The organism is Thermofilum pendens Hrk 5, assembly GCF_000015225.1.
GTDB classification, from domain to species: domain Archaea; phylum Thermoproteota; class Thermoprotei; order Thermofilales; family Thermofilaceae; genus Thermofilum; species Thermofilum pendens.
Genome location: NC_008698.1, coordinates 1,748,142 through 1,766,373 on the forward strand (window position 1 = coordinate 1,748,142; position 18,232 = coordinate 1,766,373).

The 18,232-nt window shown below is 59.2% G+C and carries 16 protein-coding genes; 5 read left to right on the forward strand and 11 right to left on the reverse strand.

What is annotated here, in order from left to right; genetic code table 11:
* Positions 1–6: 6 nt before the first annotated feature.
* The 5 genes from TPEN_RS09215 to TPEN_RS09235 form a co-directional block, all read right to left on the reverse strand.
* A complete protein-coding gene (locus TPEN_RS09215; RefSeq protein WP_011753468.1) occupies positions 7–1,551 on the reverse strand; it encodes an ABC transporter substrate-binding protein in 1,545 nt (514 codons plus the stop codon).
* 74 nt (positions 1,552–1,625) lie between these two features.
* Positions 1,626–2,807: a motility-associated ABC transporter substrate-binding family protein gene (locus tag TPEN_RS09220; protein WP_052885352.1), complete on the reverse strand. Its 1,182-nt coding sequence runs from the start codon at positions 2,805–2,807 to the stop codon at positions 1,626–1,628.
* A 56-nt stretch (positions 2,808–2,863) separates the two neighbouring features.
* Positions 2,864–4,984 (reverse strand): metallophosphoesterase family protein, encoded by a 2,121-nt coding sequence (locus tag TPEN_RS09225; RefSeq protein WP_011753470.1) that lies wholly within the window; start codon positions 4,982–4,984, stop codon positions 2,864–2,866.
* Positions 4,985–5,014: 30 nt separating this feature from the next.
* Positions 5,015–5,662, reverse strand: coding sequence for a hypothetical protein (locus TPEN_RS09230; RefSeq protein ID WP_148678056.1), 648 nt, complete (start codon positions 5,660–5,662; stop codon positions 5,015–5,017).
* On the reverse strand, positions 5,641–7,494 hold the full coding sequence (locus tag TPEN_RS09235; protein WP_011753472.1) for an ATP-dependent DNA helicase: 1,854 nt from the start codon (positions 7,492–7,494) through the stop codon (positions 5,641–5,643). Before TPEN_RS09235 ends, TPEN_RS09230 begins: the two co-directional genes overlap by 22 nt.
* Positions 7,495–7,624: 130 nt before the next feature.
* Here TPEN_RS09235 and TPEN_RS09240 point away from each other — a divergent pair, with 130 nt between their 5' ends.
* Complete coding sequence (locus TPEN_RS09240) at positions 7,625–8,689, forward strand: L-threonylcarbamoyladenylate synthase (protein WP_148678057.1); 1,065 nt, start codon at positions 7,625–7,627, stop codon at positions 8,687–8,689.
* Here the strand turns inward: TPEN_RS09240 and TPEN_RS09245 are convergent.
* Both TPEN_RS09245 and TPEN_RS09250 read right to left on the reverse strand, forming a co-directional pair.
* Positions 8,686–9,339, reverse strand: a complete 654-nt coding sequence (locus TPEN_RS09245) for a phosphoribosyltransferase (RefSeq protein WP_011753474.1) — start codon at positions 9,337–9,339, stop codon at positions 8,686–8,688. The two genes, TPEN_RS09240 and TPEN_RS09245, sit on opposite strands and share 4 nt — an antisense overlap.
* A gap of 154 nt (positions 9,340–9,493) precedes the next feature.
* Positions 9,494–10,621, reverse strand: coding sequence for a CBS domain-containing protein (locus TPEN_RS09250; protein WP_011753475.1), 1,128 nt, complete (start codon positions 10,619–10,621; stop codon positions 9,494–9,496).
* A 159-nt stretch (positions 10,622–10,780) separates the two neighbouring features.
* Between TPEN_RS09250 and TPEN_RS09255 the strand changes: the two genes are divergently transcribed.
* Both TPEN_RS09255 and TPEN_RS09260 read left to right on the forward strand, forming a co-directional pair.
* On the forward strand, positions 10,781–11,176 hold the full coding sequence (locus TPEN_RS09255; protein ID WP_011753476.1) for a 4Fe-4S dicluster domain-containing protein: 396 nt from the start codon (positions 10,781–10,783) through the stop codon (positions 11,174–11,176).
* Positions 11,177–11,182: 6 nt separating this feature from the next.
* The gene (locus TPEN_RS09260) at positions 11,183–12,970 is read left to right on the forward strand and encodes an aldehyde ferredoxin oxidoreductase family protein (RefSeq protein ID WP_011753477.1); all 1,788 of its coding nucleotides are present in this window, start codon (positions 11,183–11,185) and stop codon (positions 12,968–12,970) included.
* Here TPEN_RS09260 and sfsA read toward each other — a convergent pair.
* From sfsA to mobB, 3 genes are read right to left on the reverse strand one after another with little or no spacing between them, the layout of a single operon-like run.
* The gene (sfsA, locus tag TPEN_RS09265) at positions 12,950–13,654 is read right to left on the reverse strand and encodes a DNA/RNA nuclease SfsA (RefSeq protein WP_011753478.1); all 705 of its coding nucleotides are present in this window, start codon (positions 13,652–13,654) and stop codon (positions 12,950–12,952) included. The two genes, TPEN_RS09260 and sfsA, sit on opposite strands and share 21 nt — an antisense overlap.
* The gene (locus tag TPEN_RS09270) at positions 13,651–14,613 is read right to left on the reverse strand and encodes a uroporphyrinogen decarboxylase/cobalamine-independent methonine synthase family protein (protein WP_011753479.1); all 963 of its coding nucleotides are present in this window, start codon (positions 14,611–14,613) and stop codon (positions 13,651–13,653) included. The genes sfsA and TPEN_RS09270 overlap by 4 nt, the downstream gene beginning before the upstream one ends.
* Positions 14,614–14,619: 6 nt before the next feature.
* Complete coding sequence (gene mobB, locus TPEN_RS09275; protein WP_011753480.1) at positions 14,620–15,360, reverse strand: molybdopterin-guanine dinucleotide biosynthesis protein B; 741 nt, start codon at positions 15,358–15,360, stop codon at positions 14,620–14,622.
* Positions 15,361–15,446: 86 nt separating this feature from the next.
* On the opposite strand from mobB, the gene TPEN_RS09280 reads away from it, so the two are divergent.
* Both TPEN_RS09280 and TPEN_RS09285 read left to right on the forward strand, forming a co-directional pair.
* Entirely contained in the window at positions 15,447–16,241 is a 795-nt protein-coding gene (locus tag TPEN_RS09280; protein WP_011753481.1) for an SDR family oxidoreductase, read from the forward strand.
* Between the two features lie 17 nt (positions 16,242–16,258).
* On the forward strand, positions 16,259–17,035 hold the full coding sequence (locus TPEN_RS09285) for a HesA/MoeB/ThiF family protein (protein ID WP_425358390.1): 777 nt from the start codon (positions 16,259–16,261) through the stop codon (positions 17,033–17,035).
* Here the strand turns inward: TPEN_RS09285 and TPEN_RS09290 are convergent.
* Complete coding sequence (locus TPEN_RS09290; protein ID WP_011753483.1) at positions 17,028–18,218, reverse strand: MFS transporter; 1,191 nt, start codon at positions 18,216–18,218, stop codon at positions 17,028–17,030. The two genes, TPEN_RS09285 and TPEN_RS09290, sit on opposite strands and share 8 nt — an antisense overlap.
* Between the last annotated feature and the right edge of the window lie 14 nt (positions 18,219–18,232).

The window sequence follows — 18,232 nt, forward strand, 5'->3', positions numbered from 1 at the left end:
GCGAGGCTAGCCTCCGGTCATCTGCTTTAGCAACGACTGCACCTTTAGGTACTTTGCCCTCGCCGCGCTTGTCCAGTCGTTCATCAGCCTCTGGTATATGGAGGGGTCGCTGGCGAGCTTCGGGCTTATCTTTATAGCGTAGTCGAGCGTGAAGGTCGTCTGTTGCCCAGTAAGCGGGTCCGTGAACGTAACGAAGTCTGTCAGCTGCGTGACTAGTTGTTGGAACTGCGCCTCGGTTATCTTCTTATCCCTGTAAGCCTTCACTATCTGGGCCCAGACGGGCTGAAGGTCGTCGTGCGCGTTTACGAGCGTCGCCTTGAAGTAGTCTACAACGGCGGTAACCCACGCGGAGGAGAGTGACTCGTTGAACGCTATACCCCCGGCGTTGATAACGTCCTCAAGTGCTTTCTTCAAGTCGGGTCTCCGGGCGCCCTGCGGCGTGTCGAAAACCCTCGGGTTTATCGGGAGCCTGTTTATGTTCGGGTCAAGCCACACCAGCTGTCCTCCCGTCTCGTTGAGAACCCAGGCCACGAAGGCGGCGGCCGCTTCGGGGTGCCGCGAACCCTTAAGGATCGCTATGGGGTCTGCGTTCACTATGCTCTCGCCTGGCGGTATTATGTAGAGGCACGAGGGGTTCTGCTGCTGCGCCGTGTAGCCGTAGAAGTCTATCGTAGTACCTATCGCGATATCCCCGCGTATGACAGCGTCTCTTACGTCGCTACTACCGCTGAATATCTTGGAGTTCGCCGCGATGAGCGTGAGTGTGCGCCAACCCTTATCCCACCCGTACGCCTGGAGTATAATCTCGAATATCCTGGTATTGCTCGTGCTCATCGTGGGGTCTGCTATTCCTACGAGCTGTAGCGCGGGCAACGTCACGGCGTACGCGGGGTTCCCGAGATCCGCCCAGCGCTGAGGCATTGGTAGCTTATACCTGTTGAGAAGATCCCTGTTTACCGTGAAGCCGAAGCTACTCACGCTCGCGCCTATCCAGTGTATCTTTCCGTCACTTCCAACCTTGTACGTCTCCGCCCCTGCAATCGTCTTGGGTAGCTTGGCGACCTCGTCCATCACTATCTTGAACTCTGGGTGCTTGTCCAAGTCTATCGGCTCGATCAAGCCCATGTCGTCTATCAGGTTGAACAGCGTTGGTCCACCTCCCCAGGCGACGTCTATACCCTGCCCCTTCTGGGCGGCGTTCTTGATATAGTCGGGCCACTGCTCCGCGTTTATAGGCAGGAAGACTATGTTCTTGATGTTGTACTTTTTCGCCACGCTACTACTAAGGAACATTGTTCTCGTCAAGTCTTGGATTGTCTGCTCGTGCCGTGTTATAACGTAAAGGGTTATACCCTCACCCGCGGGTGGCTGCTGGGTCTGGTTAGCCGGCGGCTTCGTGGAAGGCGTTTGATTAACAGGTCCAGGGGAAGGCTGCTGGGTCTGGTTAGCCGGCGGAGCGCTCGGAGGGGCTTTCTGCTGTAGGACTACCAGAGCTACTCCCAGGGCTACGAGTACGAGTACTGCTAGTACCAGGAGAACCTTGCTGTTCATCCGACCACCTGACAACTTCTTTCTACTTGGCAGTATATTTTCATTTCGATGGAGAAAGAAAACGAAAAAATTCTTTACTTAGACGCCGCTTTCGGCTTCTTGAGGAAGAGCAGGGCTATCAGCGCGATTATGAGGATTGCCTCTACTATCACGAGTACTGTCAGCAGGTTAACGGTGCCTGTAAGCGCGTCTACCGAGGCTTTGAGTGTGTTCACGTCGCTTTTAACGGTTTGCAGATCTCCCTGCATCTTCTGGATTAGACCTCCCTGGGAGGACACCTGGGAGCTTACCTGGTTGACCGTGCTAGTCAGGGAGGAGACAGTGTTCGACAGGTCGACGACTTTCCTCTCGATAGGTCCCGTCGTGAGCAACTTTATCCACCACTTCACCAGGTTCTGGACGAAGAGGGGTCCATCGAGCTGGACGCCGTAGTAGTAGGAGGACCAGGCCGGCTCGTAGTCTCCGTAGAGGGACTCACCGGCCACGACGACCAGGCTGTTAACGTCGCTGAAATACTCGGCCGCGTACATCACGAAGTCGTGGTCCCCGGTTCCCTTACCGTAGGTCATCGGGTCGTACACGTAGGGTAGGGGCGGGGTGTTATCGCCTATATAGGCCTTGTGGGCCCAGACTATTCTGATAAGCCCTGGGAAGGTCTCCTTGACGGGGTCGTGGTACTTCCCCTGCGCGTCCTGCCATATAACACAGCCGGGGCCGTGCATTATGATTGGCCTCGTGATGCCCTGCTTGATGATGTTCGTGAAGAGCCCTGGAACATTGTCTGGTTCCACGAAGGCGAGCATCCTGTAGTACGCTTTTGCAGTCATGTTAGGATTATCGCTGTATACAGCGCCGTGCTCGAGCCTGAGCTTCGTGCCTATACCTGCGAGCAAGTCGTTGAGCTGCAGGACGGTCTTCTGACCGGGGCCGTAGTCGCTGTCTCCTCCAACGTATAGAACCTTGTTGCCCGAGAACAGCCAGTTCTTGATCGCCTGTATCTCGTCGGGGGAGAAGGCGACCGTGGGCTGCCCTAGTAGCAGGATGTCCACGCCTTTAAGTACGTCCGGCGTTATTGTTCCGTTGATAACTTTCCACTGGACGTAGGTTATGTTCCCCATGATATACTTCAGGTACTTGTTACTCTCGCCGTGCCCTAAGTCTACAGCGATCGTAACTGGCTGGGCGGCAACGTTGCCTGCGAGGGCTACGAGAACGAACAAGGCTACAAGTACCAGCAGGAGGTTCCTGTTGCTCATGCTTATCAAGAAGAAGACTCCCGGGGTATATATAAATAAAACGCTTTATTTTATAGCTACTCCCTGCGCCTCCTCAGCAACGCCACTACAAGGATTGCCGCCGCGACTACAACTAGCGAAGCCCCCACGAGTAGGAGTGGCGATAAGGGTTGCGCAGGCTTCACCTCCTGTGCAGGCGGTTGCTCGGCTACCGGTGGTTGTTGCGTCTGCGGAGGAGTGGACGGTTGCTGGGTCTGGTTAGCCGGAGGCTGCTGGGGCACCTGTTGCTGTGGCGGAGCTTCGTAGCTCACGGTGTACTCTCCGGCCGCCTGGTTCCCGCTCCAGTCGTAGGCCGTGAACTTTAGCTTTACGCTCTGCACGTTTTCGAGGGGCGGGATTGTCAGCTTGTAAACGTAGGAAGTCACGGGCGCCGCGATCGTCGTGGGAGAGTAGAGCTGAGGCGTTAGCTGGTACTCCTTGCCTCCCGCGGTGTAGCTAGCCGTGAAGTTCTTTACGCCCCACCCTTGGTCGCTCACCTCTACGAAGAGGTTGACTGTGGAGCCCGGCTGGGGCTTCTCTGGGAGCATCATCTTCACCTTTATGCTCGGCGGTTGCGTGTCGGGAGAGTTGTAGACAGCTACTTCGAGCCTACCCTTGTACGGCAGCTTTACGTGGAGAGCCAGGTAGACTTTATCGCGGACTACGAGCTTGTCGAGAAGCTGGAGGTCCGCCCCTCCCTCGGCTCTCAGAACCTTGACGTTGACGTCCCCGGCCCACGGCAGGCACCACACGACGTTGTTCTCGAGGTTGAGGTACGGCAACCTGTTCTCCACGGTGAAGACGTACGCGTTCCCCGACTGCAGGAACACTGCAGGCGTGAATACCTGGTTCGATACGCCGTAGTTGTTCCTAGGCGGGTATATGCCCACCGGGATAGAGTTCTGCGCGAGCTTTCTCGTGTCGTTGGCAAACCCTATGAACGTGCTCGGCTTTACCGGGAAGTCGAGTGCGCCGCTCGAGAGGTCTAGCACGTAGTAGTCGAGCCCATCGTATATCGCTGAACCCATTCCGAGGGTGGTTATCGTGATGAAGTACGTCGTAGAGCCCGTCCTCGTGCTAGTATACTTGACGAAGAGATCCCTGTGGACGTGCCCCGAGAACACGTAGTTGACCCTGTAGTCCTCCACCATTCTGAGGAAGGTTCTAACGGCCTCCATGTTCGTGCTCCAGTACGAGGATACCGGCGAGTTCGGGTTCTTCTGGGGGTCGTAGGGAGCGATGACGTTTTGGTCGTCGTAGCGCGTCTTCAGCTCTCCCTGGAAGTAGAACACGGGGTGGTGGACTAGGACTATCTTCACGGGGACCGCCTTGTTGCTCTCGAGAACCTGCCCCGCCCACTGGAGTTGCTCCATGGGCGGGTAGCCCTGCTCCGGCGAGAAGAGTCCTACCACGAGGAGCTTGTCGCCGATGAGCCTGTACCAGTAGGTGTCCCCGTAGTATTTGTAGAAGTTGTCGGGCGGGTGGTCGTGGTTGCCGGGGACGGCGAATATCGGGAAGCTGTAGAGGAACGCCTGCTCGTACGAGACCGCCTGCGCGTACTGGTCCTCCGAGGCTGTGTCGGCTATGTCCCCCGTATCTATTACCAGGTCGGGCCCGAGGAGCGATGCCACTAGGTAGCCGGCGAAGCGGTTCATGTCCCCGGTTATCACGTCTGGTTGCCCGGCTCCGTAGTGCTGGTCGCTTACGTGGACTATTCTCAGCTTCGTGGGGGTGCTCGGAAGCACCCAGACGCTTCTAGGCATCTCCACGGTAGACTGCCCCTTAATCACCAGGTCGTAGAGCCCTCCCTCGACGTTCGAAGGCAATGTAACGGTATACGTAGACCCGGACCCGCTGACGCTCACGGTGTAGTTCCTTATCTTCAGGCCGGAGTCGTAAACCACGGTGTATATGTAGGCAGAGGCTACTGCTCCGGGCTGGTACCCATCCTTGAAGACTACCTGGAAGGAGCCACCCGGGAAGACAACCGCCGGCTTCCCGAGGCCGACGTTCTTAGCCGGGGCTACTGTGGAGAGCTTGAGAATACCCGGTAGCTGTGGTTGAGCCCAGGCTATCGGCGCCGCGGGGAGTAGTAGAACTACGAGGATGAAGGCGATGAGGAGTCCGCAGGTTTTTCTAAGGGCTTTTTCGCTCCTCATACAAACCTATAAGCGCTTTGCAACATTTATTCATTGCTTTACAATCTTCTCGAGCGCTATCCTTGAAACTGAAAACGCTAGACCCTCGGGGTCTACCCATACGGGGTACACGCTGCTCCTCCCGAAGGCGTAGTCGCCGGTAAGCCTGGAGACGTACGGCTTTACGAGGGGGAAGCTGTCCCCCAGGAGTCTGGCTACCCCTTCTCGTATCCCTGCGGGAACCCTTTCCCTCGGGATCTCCTCCAGGAGGTTACCTAAGACAGACCTCAACCTCGCCGTCCAGACATCCGCGACGAAGCCGTTGTACAGCTCGCCCGGCGAGGAGAGGTAGCCCGGGATCGCGCCTATGTCCAGGCTTACCTCGCCCTTCTCGGAGACGTAAGCTACCCTACCGCAGTCCACCGTGTATACTCTTAGGCATACGATGTAGCCTCCCGAGAGGTTCCTGGCGGCCGTTACTCTGAAGTAAGCCCTCCTACCCTCGTATAGCACCGAAACCGTCCTGCTACCCGTCTTCACAGGGGTTATGGGGAGCCCTGCGAGCGCGGCTTTCACGAGCGCCTCCACGGCTATCTCCGACAGGCTTCTCCCAACGATGGACTCTACGAGACCCGCTACGTCGTCGCCCGAAGCCTGCACACCTTTCCAGGTAACCCTCAAAGCTTTATCTTTTCCCATGGAGGTTCAACAGAGTCGAGATCCTGCGACTTTACCTCCACCGCGAGCTCCCGCACGTAGTCCGGAAGCAACCCCATGTAGTTCCTATACCTTGAATCGCCTAGAACTATGACCGCTTGGTCCCTCGGGCTTCTCAACGCCCTCCCGATAGCCTGGCTAGCCCTCCTCAGGGCTGGGTACACGTACGCGTAAAGCCTCCCCTTCTCGGGGCCGTAGAGCTCCTCGTAGTACTTTATGTATAGGTTTGTCTTCGTCGTAGGCTTCTCGAACGGGATACCCGCCAGGAAGACGCACATTAGCTCCTCTCCCGGGAAGTCCGCGCCCTCTGCGAACCTGCCTCCCATCGGGGCCAGGAGGAGCCCCCTCCCCTCCGCGGCGAGGTTTTTGAACTTCTCGAGAGCTGCGCCTGCCTCCTGCCCGGACATATCCCTCCGCTCAACGACAACCTCGTAGCCGAGCCTTTCGGCCTCCTCCTTTAAGCCAGCCTCGAGAAGCCTCTGCAGAACCCTGTAGCTAGCAGTGAACACGGCGCTGTTCCTCTTAACCCTGCCTAAAACCCTGCCGACAGCCGAGACGTACCTCTCGGCCATCTCCTCGGAGAGCTCCTCACCCCGCGTCGTCAGGTCCTTTACGAGGTAGACAGAGGCGTTTGTCTCGTCGTAGGGGCTCGGAACGGTTACCGGGGTGTAGTCGCTTAACCCCACAGTCTCGGCGAAGGCTTCGATCGGCGAGAGAGTCCCGGACATGAAGATCACCCTTCTAAACCTCCTCCAGACGCCCGAGAGTATCTCCCCGGACCTCATGTCCCATATATTGAGGTGGACTCTGCCGTCGACCTTCTCGGCTATGAGCGCTATGCCCTTCACGCCTTCGAGGTCGACGGCCTTCCGGAGGAATTCCGCCAAGTGGTGGGCGCTACTGCGGGGCCTCGCGCCGCTCCTGTACCTCTTCTCCCTGACAAGTTCGCCGAGCCGCAGAGTCTTTTCGATGATGTCTTCGTCGAAGCCGTCGAGGAGGTCCTCCGCACGGAAGACCTCGGACCCCTCCTCCGGTAGGGAGCCGTACTTCTCCCTAACCTTCGCCTCGAGCGCCTCCACGAACCCGTACACCTCTTCGTCCCCCATCTCGGCGGCTTCCTCCTTGGCCCTCGCGATAGTCCCCTCCGTCACGGTGTCTCCGCCGAGGTTGAGTTCTTGGAGGTTGTGCGCCTCGTCGACTACGAGTATGGACTGGCTAGTCGGGAAAGCTCCTCTAAGGGTCCACGAGAGATCTTCGTCCACGACGTAGTTGTAGCTCAGGGCGACGAGGTCCGCGACTTTGAGCAACTCCCGCTGGAGGAAGTACGGGCAGACCCCCTCTCTTCTCGCCCACTCGAACACATCCCTGTAAGTTAGGGCGCCCCTCTCAAGGAGCTCGGAGTAGTCCACGCCTTCCTGCAGCCTCCTGTAGTACTTGCACCTCCTCCTTTCGCGGCTACATATGTACGATACCTCGCTGTAGTCGAGTTGCCCGCCCCTCTCCCCGGCCAGCAGGCACATGTCCTTCTTCCCGCGCAACCCGACTGCGACGAACCTCGCGCCCGACTTCTCCCTGAAGACCCTGAACTCCTCGACCGGCCTGTCGGTCTCGCTACCCGTCCTCACCGCCCATACGACCCTCCCCCCGCGCTCCATGAATGGTAGAAGGGCGTAGATGACGACCGGTGTCTTGCCGAAGCCCGTAGGCGCCTCCAGCACGACGTTCCCGCGTTTCAACAGCTCTACGATCTTCTCGGCAACCTCCAGCTGGTGCCTCCTGGGCTTGTAGGGAAACGCGTACCTGCCGGTAACCAAGCCTACCGGCTATCCCGTGCACGCCACCTTAAAAACGTAACGAACTCGTTGAAAGCCTCCGACTGCCAAATTCTTAGCACAAGGTTTTTACACTTTGGGGAGATGCGTTTTTCGCGCGTCGGGGAGGAACGTGAAGGCTAAGGTTTGGCGAGTGGATCCCTCGGAGCCTGATGCTAAGAGCATCGAGGAGGCGGCGTCCATACTCAGGAAGGGGGGCGTGGTAGCCTTCCCCACGGAGACCGTGTACGGGCTTGGCGCCGTGTACCATATGCGTGACGCGGTTATCAGGGTGTTCAAGGTTAAGAGGAGGCCCCCCGACAACCCGCTCATACTGCACATTTCGAGCTTTTCGCAAATATACACGCTGGCATCCGAGGTCCCCGAGGCTGTGCACAGGCTCGCAGAGAAGTTCTGGCCCGGACCCCTGACAGTGGTCCTCCCGAAGACGAGCAGGGTTCCCTACGAGGTTACCGGGGGCCTCGAGAAGGTTGCCGTCCGGATGCCGGCGCACAACGTCGCGCTGAGGCTGATAGAGGCTGTCGGAGACCCTATCGCGGCTCCCAGCGCGAACCTATCCGGGAGACCTTCGCCGACCACAGCCCAGCACGTTCTAGCCGATCTAGGCGACGAGATAGACGGCGTGCTCGACGCCGGGGAGACACTGTACGGCGTTGAAAGCACGGTGATAGACCTCACCGCCGACCCCCCTGTTCTCCTGCGCCCCGGGGCGGTGCCATTAGAGGAGGTCGAAAAGGTTCTAGGCAAGGTGTGCGTGCCGGCCTTCGCGCGGGGGCTTGGCGAGGCTGAAAGGGCTCTCGCGCCCGGCACGAGGTACCGCCACTACTCCCCGAGGGCCCAGCTGGTGCTCGTCGAGCTGAAGGACTACTCGGACCTATCCAAGTTGGTAGACAGGGTTAAGAGGCTGGTTGCGGAGAACGCTGGCAGGGGGTTAAGAGTCGGCGTGCTCTGCACGGACGAGACCCGGGAGCACTACTCGGGGCTGGGTGCTGTCGTCCTGAGCCTCGGGTCTCGGAGAGACCCCTTCGGCATAGCTAGGAGGCTGTACTCGTCCTTTAGGGAGATGGACTCACTAGGCGTGGACGTAATCGTCGCGGAGGGGGTCGACGAGAGGGGGCTGGGGCTAACCATCATGAACAGGATGCGGAAAGCCTCGACGAAGAGAGTGGTGGTCTAGCCGCCCCTCCTCTCCGGAGACCTCCCCAGCGCCCTTAGGACGTCGCTGTCCGTTACCTCGGAGAAGTCTCGGTAGAACTCGCCCACCGCGTAGAGAATGAGCGGAACCGTGACGGCGACAACCTTGTCCGCGTACCTGGACACGACGCCCAGCACGTCCCGGGCGATAACGGGCGTAGCTACTACCACCTTCTCGGCTCCCGCCTTCCTGGCGGCAATGCTGGCAGCGATCACCGTTGCACCGGTGGCCACCCCATCGTCTACGACTACCGCCGTGAAGCCTCTCAGGTCGAGGGCGGTTCCGCGGAACTTCTCGACGTAGCTGGCAACGACCCTTCTCTGGTACTCTACCTCGCTCCTTATGTAGTCCTCGCCGATGCCTAAAGCATCGACTATCTCCCTGTTGATGTAGACCGCGTCTAGCTCGGCGACGGCGCCTATGCCTAGCTCGGGGTTCCCGGGCGCTCTGAGCTTCCTCGAGACAACGACATCCAGCTGTACGCCCAGAGCCTCGCTCACGGATTTAGCGACCACAACCCCTCCCCTGGGAATGCCTAGAACCTTCACGTCGGGACCGCCTACCCCCTCCGCGAGGAGCTTCTCGGCCAGTTGCTTCCCGGCGTCCTCCCTGTTGCGAAAAACCCTAACCACAATAGTCCACCTTGGGGTTTCCCGATAAACGTTTCGCACATCATGCAGGAGAAGGGGGAACCGTGCGGTCAGCGACGGAGTTGTAGCTCACCAATCGCTACGAACCCCGAGACTTCATCACGCAACCCGTAAAAAGTGGTTATTCAGAAAAAGTTTACTCCAGGATCTTCCTGAGCCTTGCTAGCGAGATCCTCTTCTCCCTCTTCTTTTCCTTCGACTTCGAGAAAACCTTGTACGCCGAGTCTAGCGCTTCGTACACTGTCTCGACAGCGTCCCACCCAGAGGACCTCGCGCTATAGCTGTCGACGTCGAGCTTGATGGATACTATCGCGTCGTACCTCCTCCTGTTCCCCGACTTCTCCCTAGACTTTAGCACTACGCTCATTTCGAGTAACCTAGCCCTCCTCGAGACCTCCGAAGCTATATCCAGGCTCTTCCTGTATATGAGGTTCCTCTGGATGAAGTCCAGCTCGTCCACCCCTTCTACCCTTAGAGGGACCTTTGCTTCCTCGATCGCGGGCAGAAGCCTCCTCAGTAGCAGGTAGGGCGATATGATCCCGTAGACCTTCCCGGAGGAGTCGACGACGACAGACCCCTCGGCTATGTCTTCCACCGAGGGGTAGCCGTCTACGTGAACCGTCCTAAAGTTCGCTGTAGCTATTTTCGCGACCGGCTGTTCGAGGAAGTAGGAGGTCTCGCCCTTCACCTCGCCCAGCCTCTCACGCCTCAGGGGAGTATTGTACACGAAGTTCACTAGATCGTAGACTCTGACCACCCCCACGGCCTTCCCGTCCTCGGCTACCGGTACGAGCCTCAAGCCCAGGTCCACGATGAGCTTCCTAGCCTTCTCCAAGGGATCGCTGGGGGCCAGTGGGTCGAGCCTGTAGGCAATATGCCTCGCGGTAACCCTCGAAGAGAGACCCATACCTGCGAGCAACCTTCTCGCCGAGACTATCCCCACGACCCTTCCACCCTCCACTACTGCTAGCCCGGGTTGCCCCGTCTTGACGAGCATCCTCGCTACCTCTGTCAAGGGGAGGGACGGCTCCACCACGGGCGCCTTTTCGAGGACACTCCCAAGCTTCGTGCCCGCTTGGTACCTTGTCCTCAAAAGCGAAAAGATAGACACTATCCCCGCGTACCTCCCCTCCCCGTCGACCACGGGCACTGCGGGGAGCTCAAACCTCCACATGCGTTCAGCGGCAACAGAAACGGTGTCGTTTAAGCCTAGGGGGTCTATCTTCGTGAAAACCCCCTGGGAAGGGGGCCCAGTAAAGCTCATAGCATGTTAGGATTTGCAGGAGAGATATAAAAACCTGAGCATGCAGTGCGTGAGTATTGTGCACGGCACTTACCTTGGTCTTTGTGCGCGAGCGTCGTGGCGCGGAATAATTTTCTGTACACAATAAGGGTTTTTTATTAAGTGAACTGTTGGTAAGGTGTGCCTAGGCTGGTAATAGTAGACGTGGATAAGTGCGTGGGATGCATGTCCTGCATGTTCGCATGCTCGAGGAGGTTTGGCGAGGGTGGGCTCGCGAAGTCCGCGATACACGTTTCGAGCATAGGGGGCGTGGAGAGAGGGTTTAAGGTCGTCGTGTGCAGGGCTTGTGAGAACCCTCCCTGCGCGGCTGTATGCCCTACGAACGCCCTGGTTAGGAGGGAGGGAGGGGGAGTCGTGTTAAACCCGAGTAAGTGCGTGGGATGCGGTAACTGCGCGAGGGCTTGCCCCATAGGGGCCGTGCAGTGGGACTACGAGAGCATGAAGCCCATAATATGCGTTCACTGTGGCTACTGCGTCAACTACTGCCCGTACGGCGTTTTATCCCTTTCGAGGTGAGGCGGGATGTCGGAGCCTATACCTAGGAAGGTGCTCTACATAGACCTTTCCTCGAAGAGATACTGGGTGGAGGACAGGCTGGACCTCTTCGAAGAGTACCTAGGCGGGACCGGCGTCGCCACGAAGCTCCTCGAGGAGGAGCTCCCCAGGAACGTTGACCCGTTGGGGCCGGAGAACGTCATCGTGTTCGCGGTGGGGCCTTTCAACGCGCTGTACCCGACGGCCTCAAAAACAGTTGCGATGTTTAAGAGCCCGCACACGGGTAACCTCGGCGAGAGCCACGCGGGCGGTAGGAGCGCGGTGGCGATAAGGCTCGCTGGGTACGGCGCCATAGTGATCAAAGGGGCGAGCGACCTGCCCGTGTGGGTGTCGGTTCACGGGGACAAGGTGTACTTCAGGGATGCGAGAGCCATATGGGGCATGACTAGTAGCCACACGGTTGGGCGGATTCTGCGCGAGGTAGAGCCCGGGTCCGGAGTAAGGACGATAATGCGCATAGGTAGAGCCGGGGAAAGGATGATCAGCTACGCGAACGTGATCACGGAGACTTACAGGCACTTCGGCAGGCTGGGGCTGGGCGCCGTCTTCGGAAGCAAAAAGCTGAAAGCACTAGTTGTGAGCGGGAAAGGCTCCGTAAGGGTGGTGGACAGAAAGGCCTACAGGGAAGTCTACGACAAGATCTTCAAGCTGATAGTAGACAGTCCCCTCATGAAGAAGTACCACGAGATAGGGACACCTATAAACGTTAGGGTTCTGAACGCCCTCGGAGCTCTACCCTCCCTGAACCTCCAGAAGGCGAGCATAGACTCGGCTGACGCGATCTCCGGAGAGTACATCGCGACGAACTACCTTGGGAGGAGGGTCTCGTGCGCACACTGCCCGGTTGCGTGCATACACTTAGCCGTGGTGAGGGAGCCGTACGAGGAGGAGCCGTACTTCTACAAGACCACGTTCATCGGGTACGACTACGAGCCGATATACGCGCTCGGCTCGATGCTCGGCGCCGGCGAAGCCAGAGACGTGTTGAGGCTTATAGACCTCGTGGACTCATACGGCCTAGACGCTATGACCACGGGAGTCGTGCTCGCATGGGCCACTGAGGCGCTCAGCAGGGGGATAATCAGCGAGAAAGACCTCGCTGGGGTGAAGCTACGATGGGGCGACTACAACGCGTACATGAAGGCCGTTCAGTACATCGTCGAGCAACCGACCGAGCTGTACAGGGACCTCGCTAGGGGTGCCTTGTACGCGGCCAGGAAGTGGGGTGGAGAAGACTTCGCCCTCTCCTTCGGCGGAAACGAGATGGCCGGGTACCACACGGGCCCCGCCGCGTACGCTAACTTCGCGTTCGGGGCTAGGCACAGCCACCTCGACAGCGCGGGCTACGACCTGGACCAGGAGACTATAGGGAGGACCCCGGAGCCCGGCGAGCTCGTTAGGAGGCTCTACGAGGAGGAGTCCTGGCGCCAAGTCCTGACGAGCTTAGTCGTCTGCCTATTCGCCAGGAAGGTGTACAAACCCGAAGTGGTCTCCGAGGCGTTGAAGCCTCTGGGGATAGAGATGAGCGTAGACGACCTTTACAGCCTGGGCAGAAAGATCTACAGGGAGAAGTACAGGCTGAAGCTCAGGGAGGGCTTCAGGCCAGAGGACGTCTCCTTCCCGAGGAGGATCTTCGAGACGCCGACCCCCCACGGGCTCCTAAGTCCGGAGTACATGGAGAAAGTCAAGCTCGAATACGTGCGCCTAATCAGGGAGGTAACCGGGGAAGGCGCGTCAGGGCACCACGACGGGTAGATCCGGGTCGTCGAGAACTATTTCTGACTGGGACGGGTCGTAGTGGAGGGCGACAGCTCTCAGCACGACTCCCTTTTTCTTAGCCTCTCCGAGCAGGACCGCTACCTCGGGGTCCCCCTCCCCGTACGGCTTGAACGCCTTTACGCCCGGCAACGCCGCGACGAAAATTATCATAGCCTTGCCGCCGCCCTCCGCCAGTCTTATCAGCTCGGAGATCTGCCTCCTCCCTCTCAGAGTCGGGCAGTCGGGGTACATCGCGTAGGAATCCTCCCTCAGCACCGCGCTCTTAACCTCGACGAAGACCTCCTCTCCGTTGCACACCAGCAGGTAGTCTAGCCTGGACGAGCCAAGCCGCGGAGCCCTAGCCTTCACGCTGCACCCGCTCCACGGCTCGATACCCTGCTCGAAGAGACTTTCAAGGGCGTTCATCTGCAGGGCGGTGTCTATCAGGGCGGCTGACCCGGCGTCCTCGACCGCGAATAGCCTGTAAGCCGTCTTGGAGCGCTCCCTTCTGAGGCAGAAAGCCCTGCGCCCAGGGACCAGGAACTCTAGAAGCCTCCCGGTGTTGTTTATGTGGGCGCGGTAGGCCCGGCCCTCCACCTCTACGAGCACGACGAACCTGTTCTCCCTTCTGATCACCCTGCACTCGGAGGGTTCGGGGAGTCTTACGAGCCTCCAGGTCATCCCTCTTCGAGACCCCTGCTCGCCTCGACGAGTACCCTCAGCTTTTTCAAGACTATTTCCTCGTACTCTCTGCCCTGAAGGTACCCCTTCATCCCGCCGAACCCGCAGTCCGGCTTTATGAATGCAAGGCTCTCGCCGTACCTCTCGAGGGCGTCCCTCGCCAGCGCTACCACGTCCTCTAGGCGCTCCACCGAGGTATTCCTCGAGGATACAACGCCGTATCCGAGAACCTTCCCGGACTCCCTCAGCTCCGACGCCTGGTAGTACGCCCTGTTCTCGGGGATATCGCTGTGCTCGTGGTCGAGGAAGTTCGCATTGGACAGTTGCAGCAGTACAGTCTTGAGGAGGGGCGGGAGGCGGCTACAGACGTGTACACCCCTCATGGGGCTCCTGAACCTCGCCAGGACGGAGTCCAGTGCGCGCGTTATCTCCTCCGCGGTGTAGCCGAACATCACGCTCTTAGACCCCACAATCACCGAGAGTACAGGCTCGTCGACGCAGACAATGAACGGGTTGAGAGTGCTGGCAACCTCCCTCGCGGTCTCCACGACATACTCGAGCACTGCTTGGAAGCCCTCCCTGTCTGCCAGCAACGAGGTCCTGATGTCCCCTATACGCCCTCCCTCGGGGGTTATGCGTGACGCCACAGTGAAGGGTCCCGTGAACGCCAGCCTATACCTCGCGCCTAGGTCTTCCGCGACGTCCGCCGCGTAGGACATGTCCTCGGGGGTCTCGGGCTCAACCGAGGATACATCGCCCCGAAGCCTGTAGCCAAGCCCCTCCCTAACGACGACGCCCTTCTTGACGAGCGGCTCTATGAACATGTAGACGAAGTCTCTGAGTTGCGGTAGAACGGGGTAAGTTATACCTATATCGACCTGGTCCTTCAGGGCCCTTGCGATGTTCTCGCGCGAGTAGTCGAGTGGGAAGCTCCCAACGAGGGTCGTCGCGACCTTCAAGGGCGCTCACCTCTCGACCCTCAACTCTACACGCGACGGTGAGCTACCCACGCCTTTAAGGCTTCCTACAAGCGCGAACACCACGTTCCTGAAGACGTCCTGCACGAACGGGTTAAGCTCTACGGGCTTCCCGTCGACCAGCAACTTCACCTTAGAGCTGAGCACTGTGCACTCGCCGTGCCCCGCCTCGCCTCGGGCAACGGCCTCCGCGAGGGCCACGCAACTCCCGTAGCGACAAAAGCCGCAGTTTAGCCCCGGTAGAGGCTCGAACGCCTTTTCAAGCAGGAAGTCTACGAGCCGTTCACCCTCACTCTCCAGGTCGAAGACGGGTACCGGGAGCCCGGAGTGATCCTCCTTCGCCACTCGCCCCGTGATCGCCACAGTCAGGGGCGTCAGGAGCTCCCTAGCTTCCTCCACGTTCCTCGCAACGGCGAGCCTCACGCCCGGGAACTCCGACTTGAAGCCTTCGAACACGGCGAAGTCGAACCCCCTCAGCTGCGAGATCACCTCCCAGAGGCTAGCCCTCGACCTCCTATACTCCTCCACCACGTCGTCCGAGACGGCTATCACCCTGTCAGCACCGGCGCCGAACAACCTTCCCGAGTCCTCGTCGTTAACGCTTATCCCCCCGTGGGCGTGCTTCACCGCGGCTACGCGTAGCCCCCTCCTCTTCAACTCGCCCACGATGTAGCTAGCGACGGTCGTCTTCCCAGAACCCTTGAATCCTATGACCGCGACTGCCCGCACACGAACCTCACTATCCCACCGCCATATAAACGTCGCGCACAATATGCCCAGCATACATATAAGGTTGCACAAGCCCAAAAAGGGCGATGGCGCTGAAGATAGACCTCTCCGGGAAGCTGTCGCTAACGACCGCTTCTTCTAGGGGCATAGGCTTTGGGGTGGCGAGGGTGCTCGCCCGCTGCGGTAGCGACGTCATACTGGTTTCGAGGAGCGCGGAGGGGCTTGAGAAGGCTAGAAGCGCGATCCTGAGTGAAAGCCCGGTCGACGTGTTCACTGTTCAGGCGGACTTGACGCGCAGGGAAGACCTGGAGAGGATGGTTAAAGAGGTGCTCGGCATAGGTGTTCCGGACGTGTTCTTCTACTCGACTGGGGGTCCTAGGCCTGGATCCTTCCTGGAGCTCTCCATGGACGACTGGGACTCCGCCTACAGGCTCCTCGTCTACCCGGCGGTATACATAACTAGGAGCATTCTGCCCGGGATGGTGGAGAAGAGGTGGGGGCGCCTAATCTACTTGTCCAGCCTGGCGATAAAGGAGCCGATGCCGAACCTGGCGCTGAGTAACGTTATGCGCATAGCTATTGCGGGGCTCGTGAGAACCCTTGCGCGAGAGGTGGGCAGGTATGGGATTACGGTGAACGGCATAATGCCTGGTACGATTAAGACCTCTAGGGTCGAGGAGCTTGCCGCAGATATTGCCCGCAGGCAGGGTGTATCCCTCGACGAGGCGTACAGGCAGCTCGCTAGAGACATACCTGCCGGAAGGCTCGGCTACCCCGAGGAGATCGGCTACCTAGTGGCGTTCCTGGCCAGCGACTACGCGTCGTACATCAACGGAGCAATGATACCGGTAGACGGTGGCAGGCAGGTCTCCGTCTTCTAGCCTGTACCCGGCGGGTGGTGCCGTTGAAGGATCTCTCCCCGGAGGAGCTCGAAAGGTACGACAGGCAGATCAGGGTTTGGGGCGTCGAGGCGCAGAAGAAGCTCAAGTCCTCGACCGTCCTGGTGGTGGGAGCAGGTGGGCTGGGGTCGCCCGTAGCGTTCTACCTGGTAGCCGCCGGGGTTGGAAAGCTCATAATCGTTGACGCAGAAGACGTTGAGCTGAGCAACCTGAACAGGCAAATACTCCACTGGACGAGTGACCTTGGAAAGGCAAAGGTTGAAAGCGCGAAGGAAAAGCTCGAAAAGCTAAACCCACACGTAGAGGTAGTAACACTTAAGCAGAAAATTAGGAGCCTCGAGGACGCCTTAAAACTCGTGGAGGATGCCGACGTCGTAGTAGACTGCCTCGACAACTGGTCCACGAGGTTCCTGCTTAACGAGGCCTGCGTGAAGCTCGGAAAGCCGCTCGTGCACGGAGCCGTAAGGGGGCTCTATGGGCAGTTAACGGTTGTAAAGCCCTTCGAAGGGCCCTGCCTGAGGTGTATCCTCCCCCGGGAACCGCCCGAGGAGAGACCCTTCCCGGTGGCAGGCCCGACCCCCGGCGTTATAGGGTCGCTTGAAGCGCTGGAGGTCATCAAGATACTAACCGGCTACGGGGAGCCCATGGTGGGGCGGCTCCTGTTCTACGACGGGGTGAGAAACACCTTCGACGTCGTGAAAGTAGAGAGAAGGCCCGATTGCCCGGTGTGCGGTGTAAGCGTTCGCAAAGTAGCAAGTGGTGGGAAAACTAGCTGAGAGTTTCCCTCACGCTCCCGGATAGGAGTAGGGCCGCGAGCGATACGAGCGCGAAGACCACTAGCGGTATGCTCGGGTCTCCTACGACGGCTCCTATCGACTGGTAAACGGCTATCGCCACGAAGCCGACCATGTTTACGAACGCCAGCGTCGTCCCCGAGAACTCCGGGCTGTACGCCTCGCGGGAGAGGGGAGGTATCACCATGTGGGTTGCCGCCACCACGCCGAGTAGCAGGAAAATGGCTTCGAGCTCCGCGAGACCTAGGCTTAGCCTGCTAGCCACCAGTAGGCCGACCCACGCTAAGAAGTGTAGAACTATCCCGGCGAGCAGGACGGGCTTCCTCTTTTTCAGCACGGCGTCGCTGACGTAGCCGACTAGGGGTACGGATACTAGGAAGGCTAGCGCCAGGAGCAGTAGGAGGAGTGGGGTTTCCCGCCTGTACTCCGGGAAGTACCTAGACACGTAGATCGACGCCCAGAGCGACTGGAACGCCAGCACAGCCGAGTAAGTGCCCGCGAAGGCTAGCGCTAAAGCGATTGAATGCCGGGATCTAGCGACCACCTTCAACTGCCTGAGCGTCTCCGCGAGCCCCCTCTTCAAGGAGCCGCGGGATATCCCGGGGTCGTTTATCCCCAGGAAAGCCGCGACGCTTAAGATAAAGGCGGCGACGGCGAGGTACAGGAAAACCGCCCGGAGCCCCACAGCGTCTACGGCCTCCCTGAGAGGCGCAGTGGCAAAAAGGGCTCCCAGGTTTCCCACCGCGAGGGCAAGCCCTGTGAGCGTTGCTCCGACGTTTTTCTCGGCGTACACGCCTATGACGCGCTGGAGGGAAACCCACACGGAAGCCGCGCCGACCCCTATCACGAGCCTACCCACTAGAATCAGCGTCGGGTCGCACGTTGAAGCTAACGCTGATCCCAGGCCGAGCAGGAGCATGCTGGTTCCCACGTACCTCTTCGCCCCGAGAGCGTCCGCCAGAATTCCGGCTGGAAGTTGCATAGCCGCGTACGTGTAGAAGTAGGCGGCGGCAACGATCGATGTGAAGGCTGCCGGCGGGAGGCCGTGAGCGCTGGCTATCCCTCCAAGCTCCTCCTGGACTACTCCCGTCATCGTCCTGTGGACGTACACCAGGAAGTACGCTACGTACAGTGAGGTAATCGAGTACAGTAACTTCCTCTCCACGCGGAAATAGGGGA

Bases quoted from the DNA above. Each gene is read 5' to 3' on its own strand.
- TPEN_RS09250 (WP_011753475.1), bottom strand. From the start codon at position 10,621: ATGAGCTTTACTGGGCCCCCTTCCCAGGGGGTTTTCACGAAGATAGAC.
- TPEN_RS09280 (WP_011753481.1), top strand. From the start codon at position 15,447: ATGGCGCTGAAGATAGACCTCTCCGGGAAGCTGTCGCTAACGACCGCT.
- sfsA (WP_011753478.1), bottom strand. From the start codon at position 13,654: ATGACCTGGAGGCTCGTAAGACTCCCCGAACCCTCCGAGTGCAGGGTG.
- TPEN_RS09225 (WP_011753470.1), bottom strand. From the start codon at position 4,984: ATGAGGAGCGAAAAAGCCCTTAGAAAAACCTGCGGACTCCTCATCGCC.
- TPEN_RS09230 (WP_148678056.1), bottom strand. From the start codon at position 5,662: ATGGGAAAAGATAAAGCTTTGAGGGTTACCTGGAAAGGTGTGCAGGCT.
- TPEN_RS09220 (WP_052885352.1), bottom strand. From the start codon at position 2,807: ATGAGCAACAGGAACCTCCTGCTGGTACTTGTAGCCTTGTTCGTTCTC.
- TPEN_RS09215 (WP_011753468.1), bottom strand. From the start codon at position 1,551: ATGAACAGCAAGGTTCTCCTGGTACTAGCAGTACTCGTACTCGTAGCC.
- TPEN_RS09260 (WP_011753477.1), top strand. From the start codon at position 11,183: ATGTCGGAGCCTATACCTAGGAAGGTGCTCTACATAGACCTTTCCTCG.